We start from the raw sequence: 14,921 nt of genomic DNA, 5'->3' as shown, positions 1-14,921 counted from the left end.
TGTTTCTGGTTGTGAAGCGGATCGACCGCACGGCATATCCGGTAGTTCCTAAGGCGGCGGCATCGATGGTTCGGTTGGGCCCAGGCGTCCAGTGAAACGAGGTGAGGACTGATATGGCGTTGCTGGAACAGCGCAAGCGCCGGCATATCGAGGTCTGCCTCGACGGAGACGTGGGATTTGAAGGCGTGACGACGGGTCTGGAACGGTACCGACTGCCGTACAACGCGCTCACCCAGACGCGTTTGGATGCGGTCGACCTGGCCACCGAGTTCCTCGGTGTGCCGCTACGTGCGCCGGTCTTGGTGGGTGCCATGACGGGTGGAGCCGAACTTTCTGGCGTCATCAACCGGAATCTGGCGATCGCCGCGCAACGGCTGGGCATCGGGATGATGCTCGGCTCGCAGCGAGTGATGTTCGGCAACGTCCTGGGCGAACGTGCAGCGGCGAGCTTCACCGTGCGGGATGTGGCACCAGATGTGTTACTGCTGGGCAACATCGGGCTCGCGCAGTTGACCAGGGACGCGGTACCCGACATCGCCGCTGCGCTTGACAGAGTCGGAGCGAATGCCCTTGCGGTGCATACGAATCCTCTGCAGGAGGCGATGCAGGCCGATGGCGATACCGATTGTGCGGGTTCGCTTGAGCGATTACACGAGGTGGTCCCCCTGCTGGACTGCCCGGTGCTCCTGAAAGAAGTGGGCCATGGCATCGGCACGCGTGCCGTCTCGGAGTTGCTGCGCCTGACCGGGGAGTCGCCGGTGGCGGCGATCGATGTCGCCGGCGCGGGCGGTACATCGTGGTCGAGGGTCGAGCAACTGGTCCGCTACGGCGAATTGCGATACCCGGATCTGGCGGATTGGGGTATCCCCACCGCTCAAGCACTTGTCGAGGTGCGCGCGGCCCTACCGCGGATACCCCTGGTGGCCTCCGGCGGAATTCGAACCGGATCGGATGCGGCAAAAGCTCTGGCGTTGGGTGCCGACGTGGTAGCGGTCGCCCGCCCGTTGTTGTCGGCCGCCATTGATTCACCCGCGGCGGTCGTGGAGTGGTTGCAGCGGTTTATCGATGAGCTGCGCGTGTGTCTGCACGGTTGCGGCGCAACCGATCTGGGCGTGTTGCGCGGCCTTGGCGTGGTAGAAGTCGGCTAGGCGTCTCGATGGCAGTGATCTTGGCTTACGGCTCGCCGGCTCTGGGTCATGTCTACCCGCTGGCGGCGCTGTTGGTCGAGCTTGCCCAACGCGGTCATCAGGTCCACGTGCGCACCATGGCGGCCCAAGTCGGTGCCATGCGGGCGGTCGGACTGCATGCCGATGCGGTGGACGCGCGGATCGAGGCGATCGACGGGCAGGATTGGTTGGCGCACAACGCTTTGGGCGTCCTCAAGAGGTCGACGGAGGTGTTGTGCCGCCGTGCCGTGATCGAGGTGGAGGACTACCGCGCAGCGGTCGAACAGGTGCGACCCGACGCGACCATCATCGATGCCAACTGCTGGGGCGCTATGTCCGCCGCAGATGTGGGATATGTTGCCTGGTCGGTGTTTTCGCCGTTCACGCCATATCTGCAGTCGCGTCACGCACCGCCGTTCGGGCCAGGCCTACGGCCGCTTCCCGGCCTCGTGGGCGGTATCCGAGATATGACGATGCGTCCCATCATCCGATACCTTTTCGATCGCCCGATTCGTCCACGGATCAGCGAAATCCGGGCCGCTCTCCATGCTCCGCCAGTCGACTCCGTGGACGGCCTGATCCGGCGAGCGCCCTTATTGCTGGCAGTGGGTGGTGAGCCCTTCGAGTACCCGCGTCCGGACTGGCCCGACACCGTGCACTTCATCGGCGCCTGTGTCTTCGCTCCGAACCGCAGCCCGGTACCGCAGTGGCTGGCCGCCGTTGACCGGCCCATCGTGTTGGTCGGCACGTCGTCGATCGCCCAGGGTGACGCGCGGCTGGGACACATTGCGCTGCAAGCGTTGGCCGATCAGCCCGTGCACGTCGTCGCCACGTTCCCTGCCGGCATACCCTCGCGGCTGCCCCGCACACCCAACTCGACCGTCTGTCGGTTCGTCCCGCACGACGCGGTGCTGGACCGCGCGATATGTGTCGTCACTCACGGGGGGATGGGGACCACCGTCAAGGCGCTCGACCGTGGCGTGCCGGTCTGCGTAGTGCCGTTCGCACGCGATCAAGCAGAAGTGGCGCGCAGGGTGCAGATGGCCGGCTGCGGCACCCGGTTGCCGCCCACACGGCTCAGTCCGCGGCGGCTGCGAGGTGCTGTGCAGCGCGCAGTGACGATGGGCGAGGGCGCGCAGCGGGTGGCGGACGGATTCGCTGCCACCGGGGGTCTGCCGCGCGGGGCCGATCTGATCGAGGACCGACTGCTGTCAATCCGACGGCGCGGCGGAACGGGTCTTTCCGCGCGTCCCCCGGGTGGCCGCGGTGCCTCGCCCGACTTTCGGTGACTCGCCGGGCTCCGTGCCGAGGTCGTCCTCGAACATCGCCATCGCGTCGATCATCGCCGCGAAAACCCTGTGAGCGGCCCCCAGATCGCTGTCGGTGAGATCGGTGAGCGCCGCGGTGATCCGAGAGCCGAGAGGCCGGAAGAACGCGTGGGCCAGTCCCATCCCGTGCTCCTCATAGCGCAGTAACCACTTGCGCCGGTCGCTGGGGTCTGGCTCGCGCCGAATGTGACCGGATTCGATCATCCGGTCGACGAGGTAGGTGATCGCGGGGGGAGACAGTTCCATTCTCTGCCGCAGCTGCGCCGGGGTCAGCGGCACACCCTCGGTCTCGGCCACCATGATGTGCAGCAGAGCGTGAAAATCGCTGTTGCGGACCTGATTGGCACGGGCGTAGTGTCGGCCCACGCGGTCGGATCGGGCGGTCATTGCGCGGACGTCGGCGGACAGCTGACGCTCCAACGCCGCCCGCTCGGGCCGAGGTTCACCTGAGCGGGTCTCGGTGCTCACCTGCCTGCATACCTTTCGGATAGCTCGCCGCCCGGCAATTCGCGACGACGGTATTGCATCCCCAGCGCGAGCCACGACACCAGGGCCGCGACGAACGCGAGAGATTGGGCCACTCCGGTCCGGTTGGCAGGGAAGAGGACGCCGCCGATATAGCGGTCGACGAATCCGGTTGCCGGCAGAGGAGCGAGTCCGGCGCGGGCCCGTGCTCGCTGCTCGATGGTGGTCAGCGGGCAGGGTAGATCCGTCGTCACCACTGCCAGCCCCCAGCACACGGCGGCCAGGTGCAACCAGAGTGTCCGCCGCCAGCGCAGAGCCATGAACCCGCCGCTCGGTAGGTAGATCAGGTAGCCGAAATGTGCGATCACGGCCGTGATGACAGTGGCGATATGGACTTTCTTCATGGCGACGTCAGGCTAGCCTGATCCACCTTCTTCGAGCAGCCGATATCGACGTTCGGCGTATTCGAGGTCGTCGCGCCACAACCGTTGCCCGGCGTGACGCACCAGCGGCCGGATCAGTGGTGCGACGGTGCGTGCCAACCTGAAGCCCGGCCACGCGGGTGCCGAATGGACGGTCATTGCGCTGTCCACGAGATGTGTGGAATCAGCTGCAGGGGCCACTGTTTGGGCCAACGACGAATCAGCCGGTCGGTGACGGTCAGCATCCGGCGTTCGCCTGCCGCTGAGCCAGCGAGCGCAGCAGTGCGTACCTGCCTTGCGTGGGAACGGTATGGAGGTCATGTCCGGCCAAGCCCCAGCGCGATAGCAAGTGGTTGGCGGCATCCCACCCGGTCGTAGCCGCACGCTCCATCAGTGCGACCGGCAGATCGATACGAATTCCATCGCCAGCCAACACTAATCCAGGCTGCGGCGTCACGACCGTGGGGCGACGGGTGTAGGTGCCCGGCGTGAACAACGGACAGTCGCTTCGCTCGAGGATGCGTTCGTAGACGACGTTCGCCGATGCGGTCTCCGGATACAGTGCATGCAGCTGCCGCAGGGCATCCTGGCTGGGTGTCGCGGTCTTCAATGCGTACGAATGCAATTCGACAACCGAGCCTTGGTTTCGGCGCGCCCACGCGGCGGCCTGACTTTCGTAGCGGTTCAGCACGCTGATGTTGTCCAGCGGTTCGTGACCCGACGTGCCGAGAAACGGGGGCCGATCGGCTGCGACGGGTGAGTCAAGCCACAGTCGATGTACCGCGAATGATGGTGCGCTGCGAAGGTCTCGAATCTGTTCGTGCCACATCGGGGATCCCACATCGGTGGACTCCGCGGCGATGGCTTGCAGGCCATTCACGTCAGTGGCCAGGACAACCGCGTCCGCGCCGATTGGATCGCCAGGATCGGTGTGCACCATGAATCCGCAGGCGCCGACGGTGTCGACGCGGCGCACCCGGGTGCCCATCCTGAATCGCACCCCACGGTCGCTGAGATAGTCGCGCAGCGGATTCCACAGACTCACATCGAAGTTGGCATTTGCGACATCGAAAATGAGGCCCTCGCTGGAACCCAGGAAGTAGATGTGGAACATCGTCGCCAACTCGCCGGCCGACAGCTGTGAGGGGTCGGCGAAGAAGCTGCGCGAGAACACCTCGAAGGCGAGGTGACGTGCCGACTCCGGGAAGTTGATGTTCTTCAAAAATGATTCGGCGTCAACGTGATCCAGCTGGTGATAGACGCCGGGCACCGACACCGCCGCCAGCGGCGCGGCGGCGCGCGCGTCGATCCGAGCCAGATCGCTGAGCCGGAAGGTCGGGCTACGTAACGCGAACACCAGTGCGTTCAACGGTGGCGTCCGGGGCAGACCGCGGAAACTGTCACGTCGGCCGGCTCCGTCGATCAGGGGGTAATCCTCGACGGGCGTCAGCATCCGCAGTTGCGGGTCGATCCGCCGCAGCAGGTCACGAAGGTTGTAGTACTGGCGAAAGAATGCGTGGAATCCGCGATTCATCGCGAAGTCGGATCCGGCGTGATGTTCGGTCCAGCCGCCGACTCTTCCGCCCAGGTAGTTCTCCTTCTCCACCACATCGACAGCCACACCTCGTTCGGCCAGTGCGGTCGCGGCGGCCAGCCCGGCGATACCGGCTCCGACGATCACCGTGCGCGGACGCTCCGACAGTGCGTGGGCGTCTGCCAAGCCCGGTGTCGCGGGATGTCGCTGGCGCCGGCGGTCGGTCATCGTCGCCCCCACATCAGAAGCACCGCTGTGACCAGAGCGAAGCCGAAAAAGAAGTCTTCGACGGGGATGTCCCACGGAAATCGAACGCCGCTGGTGTGCCGTTCGTTGTAGATGACCACCGGGGCGCTGAGCTTGGTCAGCCAACCGTCAACGAGCACCTGGAAGCCCAGCACGATCACCATCGTCAGCCAGTAGGCAGGTTTGCGGAAAATGCCGGTACGCAACAGCTTCAGCTCCGCCACGCACACGGTCAGCACGGCGATCAGCGCCGGCGCCGTGTAGCCGATTCCGGTCACCGCCGCTTGCGCTTCTCGAGTATCGCGCTGACAGCGTTGTAGGTCAGCAATCCGCACAGTGGGATCACCACGAAGAACAACACCTCCTCGATCGGGATGTTCGGTGGAATGTCCATGCCGGTGACGTAGGCCGGGTTGTACGCCCAGATCGCGGCCGCGATCGCGATCGAGTCCCACACCAGAAACCCAACTGCCACCGGCACTATCGCCCACAACGCGCGGCGTCCCTGGCGGTAGACGCCGGATCCGAAGAATTCCAGCGGTGCGGTGATGATCAGGCAGAGGGCGAGCAGGATCAGATACTGCCAGTGATCGTTCACGCTGCACCGTGGCCCTGGCCTCTGCTCCGGTTATCGGGAGGTGCGCCGGGGAAAGCCCGCCGGGCGCGCCATGATCGGAACAACGCACCGCCCGCGACCTGTAGCCGTCGCGCGTTCCCGACAGTGGCTCGGTGACTGAACACGGCGAAATCAGATTCCTCGATACGATCGAGAATCTCCGAATACAGCGTCAAAGCGGTTGTGACGCATGGCCGAGACCGCGGGGCCAAGAGTGCGATGCCCGGTGCTGCAGACCGGTAGATCTTCTTCGTCAGTTCATGCTGCTCGGCCAGGGCGGCTCGCACGCGGGGATCGGTGCGACGGTGATCGTGACACCATCCCAACAGCTCTCGGTCCACGCCATGCGCCGCGAGTTCGTCAGCGGGCAGGTACACCCGATTGCGCATCAGATCCTCGTCGACATCGCGCAGAAAGTTGGTCAGCTGGAAGGCCTGACCCAATGCGGCTGCGTATGGTTCGGCGTCACCTGGATCGCCGACGGTTCCCAACACCGGAAGCATCTGCAAGCCGATCACTTCCGCCGATCCACGCATGTAGCGGTTGAGTGCGGCGCGATTCGGATAATCGGTGATGGTGAGGTCCATGCGCATTGAGGTCAGAAAGTCCTCGAAGAGCTTGCTGGAAATTCGGTAACGGGCAACGGTGTGATCGACGGCAACCAGCACCGGCTCGTCCCGGCGGTCGTCGTCGCCGAAGAACTGCTCGGATAACACCCGCAGGCGTTCGCCGCGCGCCGCCGCGTCCAGGTGCGAGTCGAACTCATCGAGGATGTCGTCGGCGCGGCGGGCGAAGGCGTAGAGAGCGTGAACGGCGGGACGCTGATCGGGTGCCAGCAACCGGGTGGCCAGAAAATACGTCCGCCCGTGCTTGGCGGCGATCCGGCGGCAGCAGCGGTACGCCTCGCGCAGCTGCGGGTCGTCTATTCGGGCGGCTGCCAATTCGGTATGGATCATGGGAGCCGGGCTTTCAGGTCGATGTTGGTCGTTGAAGCCGACGGGACGCCGGTGATGCGGTCCGCGGCCAGCCGCCCGGAGATCAGCGTGGTCGGCACTCCCACGCCGGGGGTGGTCGACGATCCGGCGAGCACCGCGTTGTCGATCCCGCGCACGAGATTGGCCGGTCGAAACGGTCCGGTTTGGGCGAACGTGTGCGCGAGCGCGAAGGGAGTTCCGGCCGCCATGCCTTGCCGGGCCCAGTCCGCGGGGGTGTCGACGTGCAGCACCTCGACATCGTCACGCAGATTCGGGAGCAGGCGTTGCGCCACCATGTCGACCATGGATTGGGTGTAGGGCTCGGCGGCGTCAGCCCAGCCGATACGGCCGCGGTCCAGATTTGGTGCTGGTGCAAGCACGTAGAGCAGGTCGCGGCCCGGTGGTGCAAGGTTGCTGTCACTGGCAGTAGGGCAGCTGACGAGCAGCGACGGATCTTGCATGAGTCGCCCGTGGCGAATGATGTCGGTGAACGTTTGCTCCCACGCATCGCCGAACAGGATCGTGTGGTGTGGCAGAGGTTGCGTGCCGGTCCTGGCTGTCGGGCAGCCCAGGTGTGCGACGACCGCCGAGGGCGCTGCGCGCAACGGTATCGGCCGCTTCGGCCGACGGCTCAGCAGTTGGTAGGTGAGGGGCAGTTCGGTGGTCAATACCACCGCGTCGCAGGGGATCCGCTCGCCCGTGTCCGTGATCACGCCGCTGACTCGGCTCGATATCCGCTCGAGTTCGGTGACCGTCGATTCGTATCGGAAGCTCACGCCCGCATCCCGCGCTGCCGCGGCGAGCGCGTCGGAGAGTGCTCGGACCCCTCCCCGCGGGAAGAAGACTCCTGACACGGTGTCCATGTATGCGATCACCGCGTAGACCGCGAGCGCCTGTTGCGGAGAGACGCCGGCGTAGAGGGACTGGAACGTGAAGATTCTCTGCAATCGAGGGTCGGCGATGTGTCGCTTGACCATCGTCTCCCATTTTCGGAATCCGCCGAGGCCCGCCAGCCGTGCTAGTTGGGGGGTAAGCATCGACAGGGGGGAGTCGAAGTTGGCGGCGATGAATCCGTCGAACTCGACGCGATACAACTTGTCCAGCCACGCCCGCAACTCGGCGTAGCCGGCGGCTGCGCTCGGTCCGGCGAAGTCGCGCACTGCTGCGGCCATCCGGTCGGCGTCGGTATGAACGTCGATGGCGGCACCGTCGGCGAACGTGGCTCGGTAAGCCGGGTCGACGGGCAGCAGTTCGACTCGCTGAGAAGCGTTTTCGCCGACTGCGGCAAACGCCTCGTCAATGAGGTCCGGCATCGTGATGACCGTCGGCCCGGTGTCGACCAGGTACCCGCCGATGTCGCGCCGGCCGGCGCGCCCACCGGGCCATGGCTCCCGCTCCACGACCGTGACATCGCGGCCGCGGCCGGCGAGGTGAAGCGCCGCGGAGAGACCGGCGAAGCCCGCGCCGACGACAATCACCCGCTCGGTCGGTTCCGAGAGTGTTCGCATCAGTCCAACCTCCTCGTGCTCATGCGACGCGGCGCGTACACACGCTGGCCATGTCCAGCAGCGCCGCCCGTATCGATGCGTCGATCCCGGCGCCGTCGATCGCTTCGTGCGCAGCCTCGACACGGTCTGCGATGAGCCGTTCGACGCGTTGGACGGCGCCCGTGGCCAGGATGAGGCTGCGCCAGCGCTCCAGATCGGTTTCGTCGAGGTGCTCGGCGTCGATCAGTTCGCCGAATTGTTCACGCGTGGCCGGGTCGGCCATCTGATGGGCCGTGACCATAACACTGGAGGCCTTGCGCTCAAGCAGGTCGCCGCCGTTCGGCTTGCCCGTCGTCGAGGGCGAACCGAAAATGCCCAAAATGTCGTCACGCAGCTGGAATGCCTCGCCCACGGCCTCGCCGTACTGGCCGAGCCGGGTGAGGGTCTGTTCGTGGCACCCGGCCATCGCTGCGCCGATCTCCAAGGGCCGCCGCACGGTGTAGTTCCCCGATTTCATGCGCGCCACCTGTAGCACGGACTCCAGGGTTGGCAACTTGCGGATGTCCAGCACCAGGTCGGCGAACTGGCCCGTTGCGAGTTCGGTGCGCATGGCGTCGTACCGGGGCCAGGCGCGTTCGAGCTGTTCGGCGGAGAGACCACTTTCCCTCAGCACCCGCTCCGCCCAGATCAGGCACAGATCGCCGAGTAGCACCGCCCCCGATTCACCAAACCGGCGAGACGATCCGGAAAGGCCACGCTGGGCATGCCAGGTGGCTAGTTGAACGTGCGCGGAGGGGCGTCCCCTTCTTGCCGGCGAACTGTCCATGACGTCGTCTTGCAGTAACGCGAATGCATGAATCAGCTCCAGACTGCCGGTGGCGTGAATTGCCGCGTCGTTGGGTGGCGCGCCGCACAGCCAGCCCAGATACATGAACGTCGATCGCAGGCACTTGCCGCCGTTGACGAACTCCAGAAGCACGTTCCCCGCCGCATCGACGCCGCAGTCACCCAATGTGTCCGCACACCGTGCAGCGATGAAGTCGGTGATATGTGTCAGGACTGCGTCCCGTACATCCGTTCGCCAGCGGTCGAATTCGTCGAGCGAGGGCCGGCGAGCATTGTTCGCGTGTGTGGGATCGACCATCCTCGGCTGCGGAAACTCGCGCACACTGCCCACCAATACTCCCTCGAGACGACGGCTCGTCAGCGACTCGTGACGGCGTTGATTCACCGATCCGCCACCCTTCGCCGAGACACTGGAGGGACGCTGCGGCGTGCAGTGTCTGGATGTTTTCCAGTGTCATTCATTTATTTAATCATTAACTTAGTGAATGACTCACGGTCGCGCCACCTTTTCTGCTCCATGCCCGCCGGCCAGGCCAAAGTCGCCCAACGGCGCGGACCTTCGCGCGCCATACGTGACGTTGTTGGAAGACTTAGGTGCTCCTATCTGGCTTGTTACCAGCCGGTAAGTTCATACTGGTCCGATGGAGCCGGATTTCGACGTGCTGATCATCGGTTCGGGTTTTGGCGGCAGCGTCAGCGCGCTGCGGCTCACCGAAAAGGGCTACAAGGTTGGTGTTCTGGAGGCCGGCCGCCGCTATGCCGACCACGAGTTCGCCAAGACGTCCTGGCGGCTGCGGGAGTTCCTCTGGGCGCCCCGGCTGGGGTGCTACGGCATCCAGAGGATCCATCTGCTGCGCAACGTGATGATCCTGGCCGGTGCGGGCGTGGGCGGCGGGTCGCTGAACTACGCCAACACCCTCTACGTGCCGCCGGACCCGTTCTTCAACGATCCGCAGTGGAAGCACATCACCGACTGGCGCGCCGAGCTGATGCCGCACTACGACCAGGCGCAGCGGATGCTCGGCGTCGTCAAGAACCCGTCCTTCACCGACGCCGACCGCATCATGAAGGAGGTGGCCGACGAGATGGGGGTCGGCGACACCTTCACCCCCACCCCGGTTGGGGTGTTCTTCGGAGTCGACGGCGCGAAGGCCCCCGGCAAAACGGTGCCCGACCCCTACTTCGGCGGTGTCGGCCCAGCGCGCACCGGCTGCATCGAGTGTGGCGAGTGCATGACTGGCTGCCGGCACGGTGCCAAGAACACGCTCGTCAAGAACTATCTCGGATTGGCGGAACGAGCTGGGGCGCAGGTCATTCCGATGACGACGGTCACGGGGTTCGCGCAGCGTCCCGGCGGAGTCTGGGAGATCCACACCGTGCGCACCGGCCGCCTGGCCCGCAAGGATCGTCGGACGTTCACCGCGGGCCAGGTTGTTCTGGCGGCGGGTACCTGGGGCACACAGCAGTTGCTGTTCAAGATGCGCGACACCGGCAGGCTGGCGAAGCTGTCCGACAAACTCGGCGTGCTCACTCGCACCAACTCGGAATCGATTGTGGGCGCGGGCCGCATGGAAGCTCGCCCCGATCTCGACCTCACCCACGGTGTCGCGATCACGTCATCCATTCATCCCACGCCGGACACCCACGTCGAACCCTGCCGGTACGGTAAGGGGTCCAACGCGATGGGTCTGCTCCAGACTTTGATGACCGATGGACCGGGTCCAGAAGGTAGTGACGTTCCGCGCTGGAAGCAGCTGCTCACCAATGCCGGCGAAGACCCGAAGGCCATGATTCGGATGCTCAGCCCTCGGCGCTGGAGTGAGCGCACCATGATCTCGTTGGTCATGCAGCATCTTGATAACTCGATCACCACCTATACCAAACGTGGTGTGCTCGGGATGCGACGGATGACCAGTAAGCAGGGGCACGGCCTACCGAACCCCACCTGGATTCCGGCCGGTAACAAGGTCACTCGTCGGATCGCCGAGAAGATTGACGGTGTTGCCGGCGGAACGTGGGGGGAGTTGTTCAATATCCCGCTGACCGCGCACTTCCTCGGCGGCGCGGCAATCGGCGACAATCCCGATCATGGTGTCATCGACCCCTATCAGAGGGTGTACGGCTACCCGACATTGCACGTGATGGACGGCGCGGCAGTCTCGGCCAACCTCGGTGTCAATCCATCGCTATCGATCACCGCCCAGGCTGAGCGGGCAACATCGTTGTGGCCCAACAAAGATGAGGATGACCAGCGCCCCGATCAGGGGCAGCCCTACCGGCGGCTGGCGCCGATCGAACCGAAGAACCCGGTGGTGCCTGTCGATGCGCCGGGCGGGTTGCGCCACCTGCCGATCGAGCCCATCAACACCGGGGGCTAACGCTTCGCGGCATCCCGCCGCCCCGCGATGTGACGCCGTGTCACCGTGGCCCCGGCACCAGTGGGGACGCTGACGCGCATCAGCAACCGGGTGCGCCACGAGGAGCGTTCGGTGGTGTCGCCGGTCAGGATCGGCAGAAGTGGGCTGCGCAGCTCTGCGGGCACAGCGGCCAGCGCGTCGCGGACCGGGCTTTCGTCAGCGAAAGGCTACCTGCGGCGGGTGAGCGGGTTGGCCGATCCGGCGCACTAGACTCGACCTGTGACATTCCCTTCGCCTCGTCCCGTGTTGGTGGTCGACTTCGGCGCGCAGTACGCCCAGTTGATCGCGCGGCGAGTCCGGGAAGCCCGAGTGTTCTCCGAGGTCATCCCGCACACCGCGACCGTCGATGAGATCAAGGCCAAAGATCCGCAGGCCATCGTGCTCTCCGGTGGGCCGTCCAGTGTGTACGCCGACGGTGCCCCGCAACTGGATCCGGCCGTCTTCGACCTGGACGTGCCGGTGTTCGGCATCTGCTATGGCTTTCAGGCCATGGCCCAGGCGCTCGGCGGGACCGTCGCTCGCACCGGCACCAGCGAATACGGCCGCACCGAACTGGAAGTCGTTGGTGGCGAACTGCATTCAGGCCTTCCCGGCACACAGCCGGTGTGGATGAGCCATGGTGACGCGGTCACCGCCGCCCCGGCGGGCTTCGAGGTGGTGGCCGTCAGCGCCGGAGCCCCGGTTGCCGCGTTCGAGGACCGTGCCCGTCGACTGGCCGGAGTGCAGTACCACCCCGAGGTCATGCACACCCCGCATGGCCAGCAGATTTTGACCAGATTCCTACAGGATTTCGCTGGTGTCGACGCCGCGTGGACACCGGCCAATATCGCCGAAACGCTCATCGAAGCGGTCCAGGCTCAGATCGGCGACGGGCGGGCGATCTGCGGATTGTCGGGTGGCGTCGACTCGGCGGTAGCCGCGGCGCTGGTCCAGCGGGCTATCGGAGACCGGTTGACCTGTGTGTTCGTCGATCACGGACTGTTGCGTGCTGGTGAGCGTGAACAGGTGCAGCGCGATTTCGTCGCCGCGACCGGTGCCAAGCTCATCACGATCGATGCCGAAGAGCGCTTCCTGCAAGCGTTGTCGGGTGTGCACGATCCCGAAGGCAAGCGCAAGATCATCGGCCGCGAATTCATTCGCGCCTTCGAGGGCGCGGTGCGCGACATCGTGACGGACGGCGCCGGCGAGGTCGACTTCCTGGTTCAGGGCACGCTGTATCCCGATGTCGTCGAGTCCGGCGGCGGCACCGGGACGGCAAACATCAAGAGTCACCACAATGTTGGCGGTCTGCCCGCGGATCTGAAGTTCAAGCTCGTCGAACCGCTGCGGTTGCTGTTCAAGGACGAGGTGCGTGCGGTGGGCCGGGAGCTGGGCCTGCCGGAGGAAATCGTTGGCCGCCAGCCCTTCCCGGGCCCGGGTCTGGGTATCCGGATTGTCGGCGAGGTGACGGCAGACCGGCTGGACACGCTGCGCCGTGCCGACTCGATCGCCCGCGAGGAGCTGACGTCGGCCGGTTTGGACGACCAGATCTGGCAATGCCCGGTGGTGCTGCTGGCCGATGTCCGCTCAGTTGGCGTGCAGGGCGATGGGCGCACCTATGGCCATCCGATCGTGCTGCGGCCGGTGTCCAGCGAGGACGCGATGACCGCCGACTGGACGCGGGTGCCCTACGAGGTGCTGGAGCGCATCTCCACGCGCATCACCAATGAGGTGTCCGAGGTGAACCGGGTGGTGCTCGACGTCACGAGCAAGCCGCCCGGCACCATCGAGTGGGAGTAGCCCAGTAGGACGACGATGGTTTGGGCCGCCTTGAGGCTCATTGACGTTCGGGCGTTCGGGTGTTACGCGCCTTCTGCGGGATCGCTGTTCGCGGCGTCCGTGTCGAGCAGCGTGCTCACCGGCAGATCCATCGCGAAAGCGATGTCAAATAGCCGCTCGTAAAGCAATCCTCGTCGACCGCTCTCGACATCGATGAGCACGTTGCGGGTGACGCCCGAACGGCCTTGAGTTGCTCCTCGGCCTCGCCCTTTTGGGGTGAGTGGATGTCGACCTCTGGCTCGATGATCGGCACCAGTCCGGCAGCCAGGATCTGGCGGGCGACCTCGAACTGCTGGTCGACCACGGCTTCCAGTCCGGCGCCGGGAAGCTTGATGACCGAACGCATCTTGGTGCCGAAGATGCCCAAGGCGGCCGCGCGGGCCAGCAGCTCGGCGAGGCCGTCGATGGGCTTCATCACCTGGGCACCATCCTCTTCGGCGGCCAGCCCCTTGTCGACCTTGAGAATCGGCACGACGTTCTTGACGTTCCACAGGTAATCGGCGGTCGGCCGGCCCTCGATCTCGCGGTCCATGGTCATCTCGAACAGGATCGCGGCGATGATCCGGTCGCCGCCGAAACTCGGGCTGGTGATGATCCGGGTGCGCATCTGGTGCACTAGATCGAACATCTGCTCGTCACTGGAGTACTCGTCCTCGGCGATGCCGTAGAGCTTCAGCGCCTTGGGGGTACTGCCGCCGCTCTGGTCCAGTGCGGCAACGAAGCCCGCCCCGTGGGCGACCTTCTCAGCCTGTTCGGTGTTCGTCATGGCATGCATCGCGCCAGGTGCGTTGTCGACCCCATTCGGGGGAGCGACTCCCGCTTGACGCTGTCGGGGGGCGGGTGTTTACTCATGTTATCGAACATACATTCGAACACGGTGAATGGCGATCGCAGCTGGAGGTGGGCGATGACGGCGGTGATTGCCCAGGGGAAACGGCAACTTGACCGCGCTGAGCAGCTGCAACAGCTTCGGCGTCAGATGGCTGCGATATCCGGGAAGGCGGCTGTCGCTCAGCCTGTTGCGGATGTGGCTAATGAGGTTCTACCCGCCTCGGAAAGTTTGCTGCCGATCCCCGAATCGCTGGCCGGAGTGCTGCCGTTGGGATTGCCGCGGGGTGCGGTCGCAGTGGCCTCGGGGGCTCGCTCACTGCTGGTGAGCCTGGTTGCGGCGGTGACGGCAGACGGTGGGCACGTGGCTGTCGTCGGACTGCCGGACTTCGGCCTGCTGGCCGCCGCGGAGATGGGCGCGGACCTGGGCCGGCTCGCGGTGATCCCGGATCCGGGCGCCGATCCCGTCGAGGTGGCCGCGGTGCTGATGGACGGGATGGATCTGGTGGTGCTCGGCCTGGCCGGCCGGACGGTGACCGCTACCCGGGCCCGGGCGGTGGTGGCCAGGGCTCGGCAGAAGGGTTGCACCCTGCTCGTTGCGCGCGGGGACTGGCAGGACGCGACCATGCGACTGGATGCGCGGGTGAGCGGTTATGAAACCACCGCCGGTCACGGTGGCGCCCCGGTGTCGGGGTCCGGGCGCATCAGCCGGGTGCGGTTGGCTGTCCGGGCGCACGGTCGCGCGGCGCGGTCCAGAGTGAGCTGATGTGCCCG

At 65.6% G+C, this 14,921-nt stretch carries 14 protein-coding genes and 2 pseudogenes; 5 read left to right on the top strand and 11 right to left on the bottom strand.

Annotated features, from left to right (window positions below):
• Positions 1-113 precede the first annotated feature (113 nt).
• On the top strand, positions 114-1,148 hold the full coding sequence (gene fni / locus G6N13_RS02810) for a type 2 isopentenyl-diphosphate Delta-isomerase (RefSeq protein ID WP_163694720.1): 1,035 nt from the start codon (positions 114-116) through the stop codon (positions 1,146-1,148).
• 8 nt (positions 1,149-1,156) lie between these two features.
• Positions 1,157-2,455: a nucleotide disphospho-sugar-binding domain-containing protein gene (locus G6N13_RS02805; protein WP_163694719.1), complete on the top strand. Its 1,299-nt coding sequence runs from the start codon at positions 1,157-1,159 to the stop codon at positions 2,453-2,455.
• On the opposite strand, the gene G6N13_RS02800 is transcribed toward G6N13_RS02805, so the two are convergent.
• The 9 genes and pseudogenes from G6N13_RS02800 to G6N13_RS02760 form a co-directional block, all read right to left on the bottom strand.
• Positions 2,378-2,881: a MarR family winged helix-turn-helix transcriptional regulator gene (locus tag G6N13_RS02800; RefSeq protein WP_163701599.1), complete on the bottom strand. Its 504-nt coding sequence runs from the start codon at positions 2,879-2,881 to the stop codon at positions 2,378-2,380. The two genes, G6N13_RS02805 and G6N13_RS02800, sit on opposite strands and share 78 nt — an antisense overlap.
• A 77-nt stretch (positions 2,882-2,958) precedes the next feature.
• A complete protein-coding gene (locus G6N13_RS02795) occupies positions 2,959-3,363 on the bottom strand; it encodes a DUF2784 domain-containing protein (protein ID WP_163694718.1) in 405 nt (134 codons plus the stop codon).
• Between the two features lie 12 nt (positions 3,364-3,375).
• Positions 3,376-3,513 (bottom strand): annotated as a pseudogene (locus tag G6N13_RS02790) (DUF5914 domain-containing protein); the annotation flags it as partial.
• Between the two features lie 106 nt (positions 3,514-3,619).
• Complete coding sequence (locus tag G6N13_RS02785) at positions 3,620-5,155, bottom strand: FAD-dependent oxidoreductase (RefSeq protein WP_179965065.1); 1,536 nt, start codon at positions 5,153-5,155, stop codon at positions 3,620-3,622.
• Entirely contained in the window at positions 5,140-5,439 is a 300-nt protein-coding gene (locus G6N13_RS02780) for a lycopene cyclase domain-containing protein (RefSeq protein WP_163694716.1), read from the bottom strand. Before G6N13_RS02780 ends, G6N13_RS02785 begins: the two co-directional genes overlap by 16 nt.
• Positions 5,436-5,759: a lycopene cyclase domain-containing protein gene (locus tag G6N13_RS02775; protein ID WP_163694715.1), complete on the bottom strand. Its 324-nt coding sequence runs from the start codon at positions 5,757-5,759 to the stop codon at positions 5,436-5,438. Before G6N13_RS02775 ends, G6N13_RS02780 begins: the two co-directional genes overlap by 4 nt.
• The gene (locus tag G6N13_RS02770; protein ID WP_163694714.1) at positions 5,756-6,733 is read right to left on the bottom strand and encodes a phytoene/squalene synthase family protein; all 978 of its coding nucleotides are present in this window, start codon (positions 6,731-6,733) and stop codon (positions 5,756-5,758) included. The genes G6N13_RS02775 and G6N13_RS02770 overlap by 4 nt, the downstream gene beginning before the upstream one ends.
• Positions 6,730-8,259, bottom strand: coding sequence for a phytoene desaturase family protein (gene crtI, locus G6N13_RS02765; RefSeq protein WP_163694713.1), 1,530 nt, complete (start codon positions 8,257-8,259; stop codon positions 6,730-6,732). Before crtI ends, G6N13_RS02770 begins: the two co-directional genes overlap by 4 nt.
• Before the next feature lie 19 nt (positions 8,260-8,278).
• Positions 8,279-9,382, bottom strand: coding sequence for a polyprenyl synthetase family protein (locus G6N13_RS02760; protein WP_163701596.1), 1,104 nt, complete (start codon positions 9,380-9,382; stop codon positions 8,279-8,281).
• Between the two features lie 343 nt (positions 9,383-9,725).
• Between G6N13_RS02760 and G6N13_RS02755 the strand changes: the two genes are divergently transcribed.
• Positions 9,726-11,462 (top strand): GMC oxidoreductase, encoded by a 1,737-nt coding sequence (locus G6N13_RS02755; protein WP_163694712.1) that lies wholly within the window; start codon positions 9,726-9,728, stop codon positions 11,460-11,462.
• Here the strand turns inward: G6N13_RS02755 and G6N13_RS02750 are convergent.
• Positions 11,459-11,626, bottom strand: coding sequence for a hypothetical protein (locus G6N13_RS02750; RefSeq protein ID WP_179965064.1), 168 nt, complete (start codon positions 11,624-11,626; stop codon positions 11,459-11,461). The two genes, G6N13_RS02755 and G6N13_RS02750, sit on opposite strands and share 4 nt — an antisense overlap.
• 94 nt (positions 11,627-11,720) lie before the next feature.
• Here G6N13_RS02750 and guaA point away from each other — a divergent pair, with 94 nt between their 5' ends.
• The gene (guaA, locus tag G6N13_RS02745; protein ID WP_163694711.1) at positions 11,721-13,280 is read left to right on the top strand and encodes a glutamine-hydrolyzing GMP synthase; all 1,560 of its coding nucleotides are present in this window, start codon (positions 11,721-11,723) and stop codon (positions 13,278-13,280) included.
• Between the two features lie 220 nt (positions 13,281-13,500).
• Here the strand turns inward: guaA and G6N13_RS02740 are convergent.
• Positions 13,501-14,094 (bottom strand): annotated as a pseudogene (locus tag G6N13_RS02740) (class I fructose-bisphosphate aldolase); the annotation flags it as partial.
• Positions 14,095-14,226: 132 nt separating this feature from the next.
• Between G6N13_RS02740 and G6N13_RS02735 the strand changes: the two are divergent.
• Positions 14,227-14,913, top strand: a complete 687-nt coding sequence (locus G6N13_RS02735; RefSeq protein ID WP_235677909.1) for a DnaE2-dependent mutagenesis accessory factor ImuA' — start codon at positions 14,227-14,229, stop codon at positions 14,911-14,913.
• Positions 14,914-14,921 lie beyond the last annotated feature (8 nt).

The sequence above is a fragment of the Mycolicibacterium sarraceniae genome (assembly GCF_010731875.1).
GTDB classification, from domain to species: domain Bacteria; phylum Actinomycetota; class Actinomycetes; order Mycobacteriales; family Mycobacteriaceae; genus Mycobacterium; species Mycobacterium sarraceniae.
The sequence above is the reverse complement of the archived record's forward strand: the minus strand, read 5'-3'. Positions and strand labels throughout refer to the sequence as shown.

Bases quoted from the DNA above. Each gene is read 5' to 3' on its own strand.
- crtI (WP_163694713.1), bottom strand. From the start codon at position 8,259: ATGCGAACACTCTCGGAACCGACCGAGCGGGTGATTGTCGTCGGCGCG.
- G6N13_RS02760 (WP_163701596.1), bottom strand. From the start codon at position 9,382: ATGGTCGATCCCACACACGCGAACAATGCTCGCCGGCCCTCGCTCGAC.
- G6N13_RS02770 (WP_163694714.1), bottom strand. From the start codon at position 6,733: ATGATCCATACCGAATTGGCAGCCGCCCGAATAGACGACCCGCAGCTG.
- G6N13_RS02795 (WP_163694718.1), bottom strand. From the start codon at position 3,363: ATGAAGAAAGTCCATATCGCCACTGTCATCACGGCCGTGATCGCACAT.
- G6N13_RS02755 (WP_163694712.1), top strand. From the start codon at position 9,726: ATGGAGCCGGATTTCGACGTGCTGATCATCGGTTCGGGTTTTGGCGGC.
- fni (WP_163694720.1), top strand. From the start codon at position 114: ATGGCGTTGCTGGAACAGCGCAAGCGCCGGCATATCGAGGTCTGCCTC.
- G6N13_RS02800 (WP_163701599.1), bottom strand. From the start codon at position 2,881: ATGACCGCCCGATCCGACCGCGTGGGCCGACACTACGCCCGTGCCAAT.
- G6N13_RS02735 (WP_235677909.1), top strand. From the start codon at position 14,227: ATGACGGCGGTGATTGCCCAGGGGAAACGGCAACTTGACCGCGCTGAG.
- G6N13_RS02805 (WP_163694719.1), top strand. From the start codon at position 1,157: ATGGCAGTGATCTTGGCTTACGGCTCGCCGGCTCTGGGTCATGTCTAC.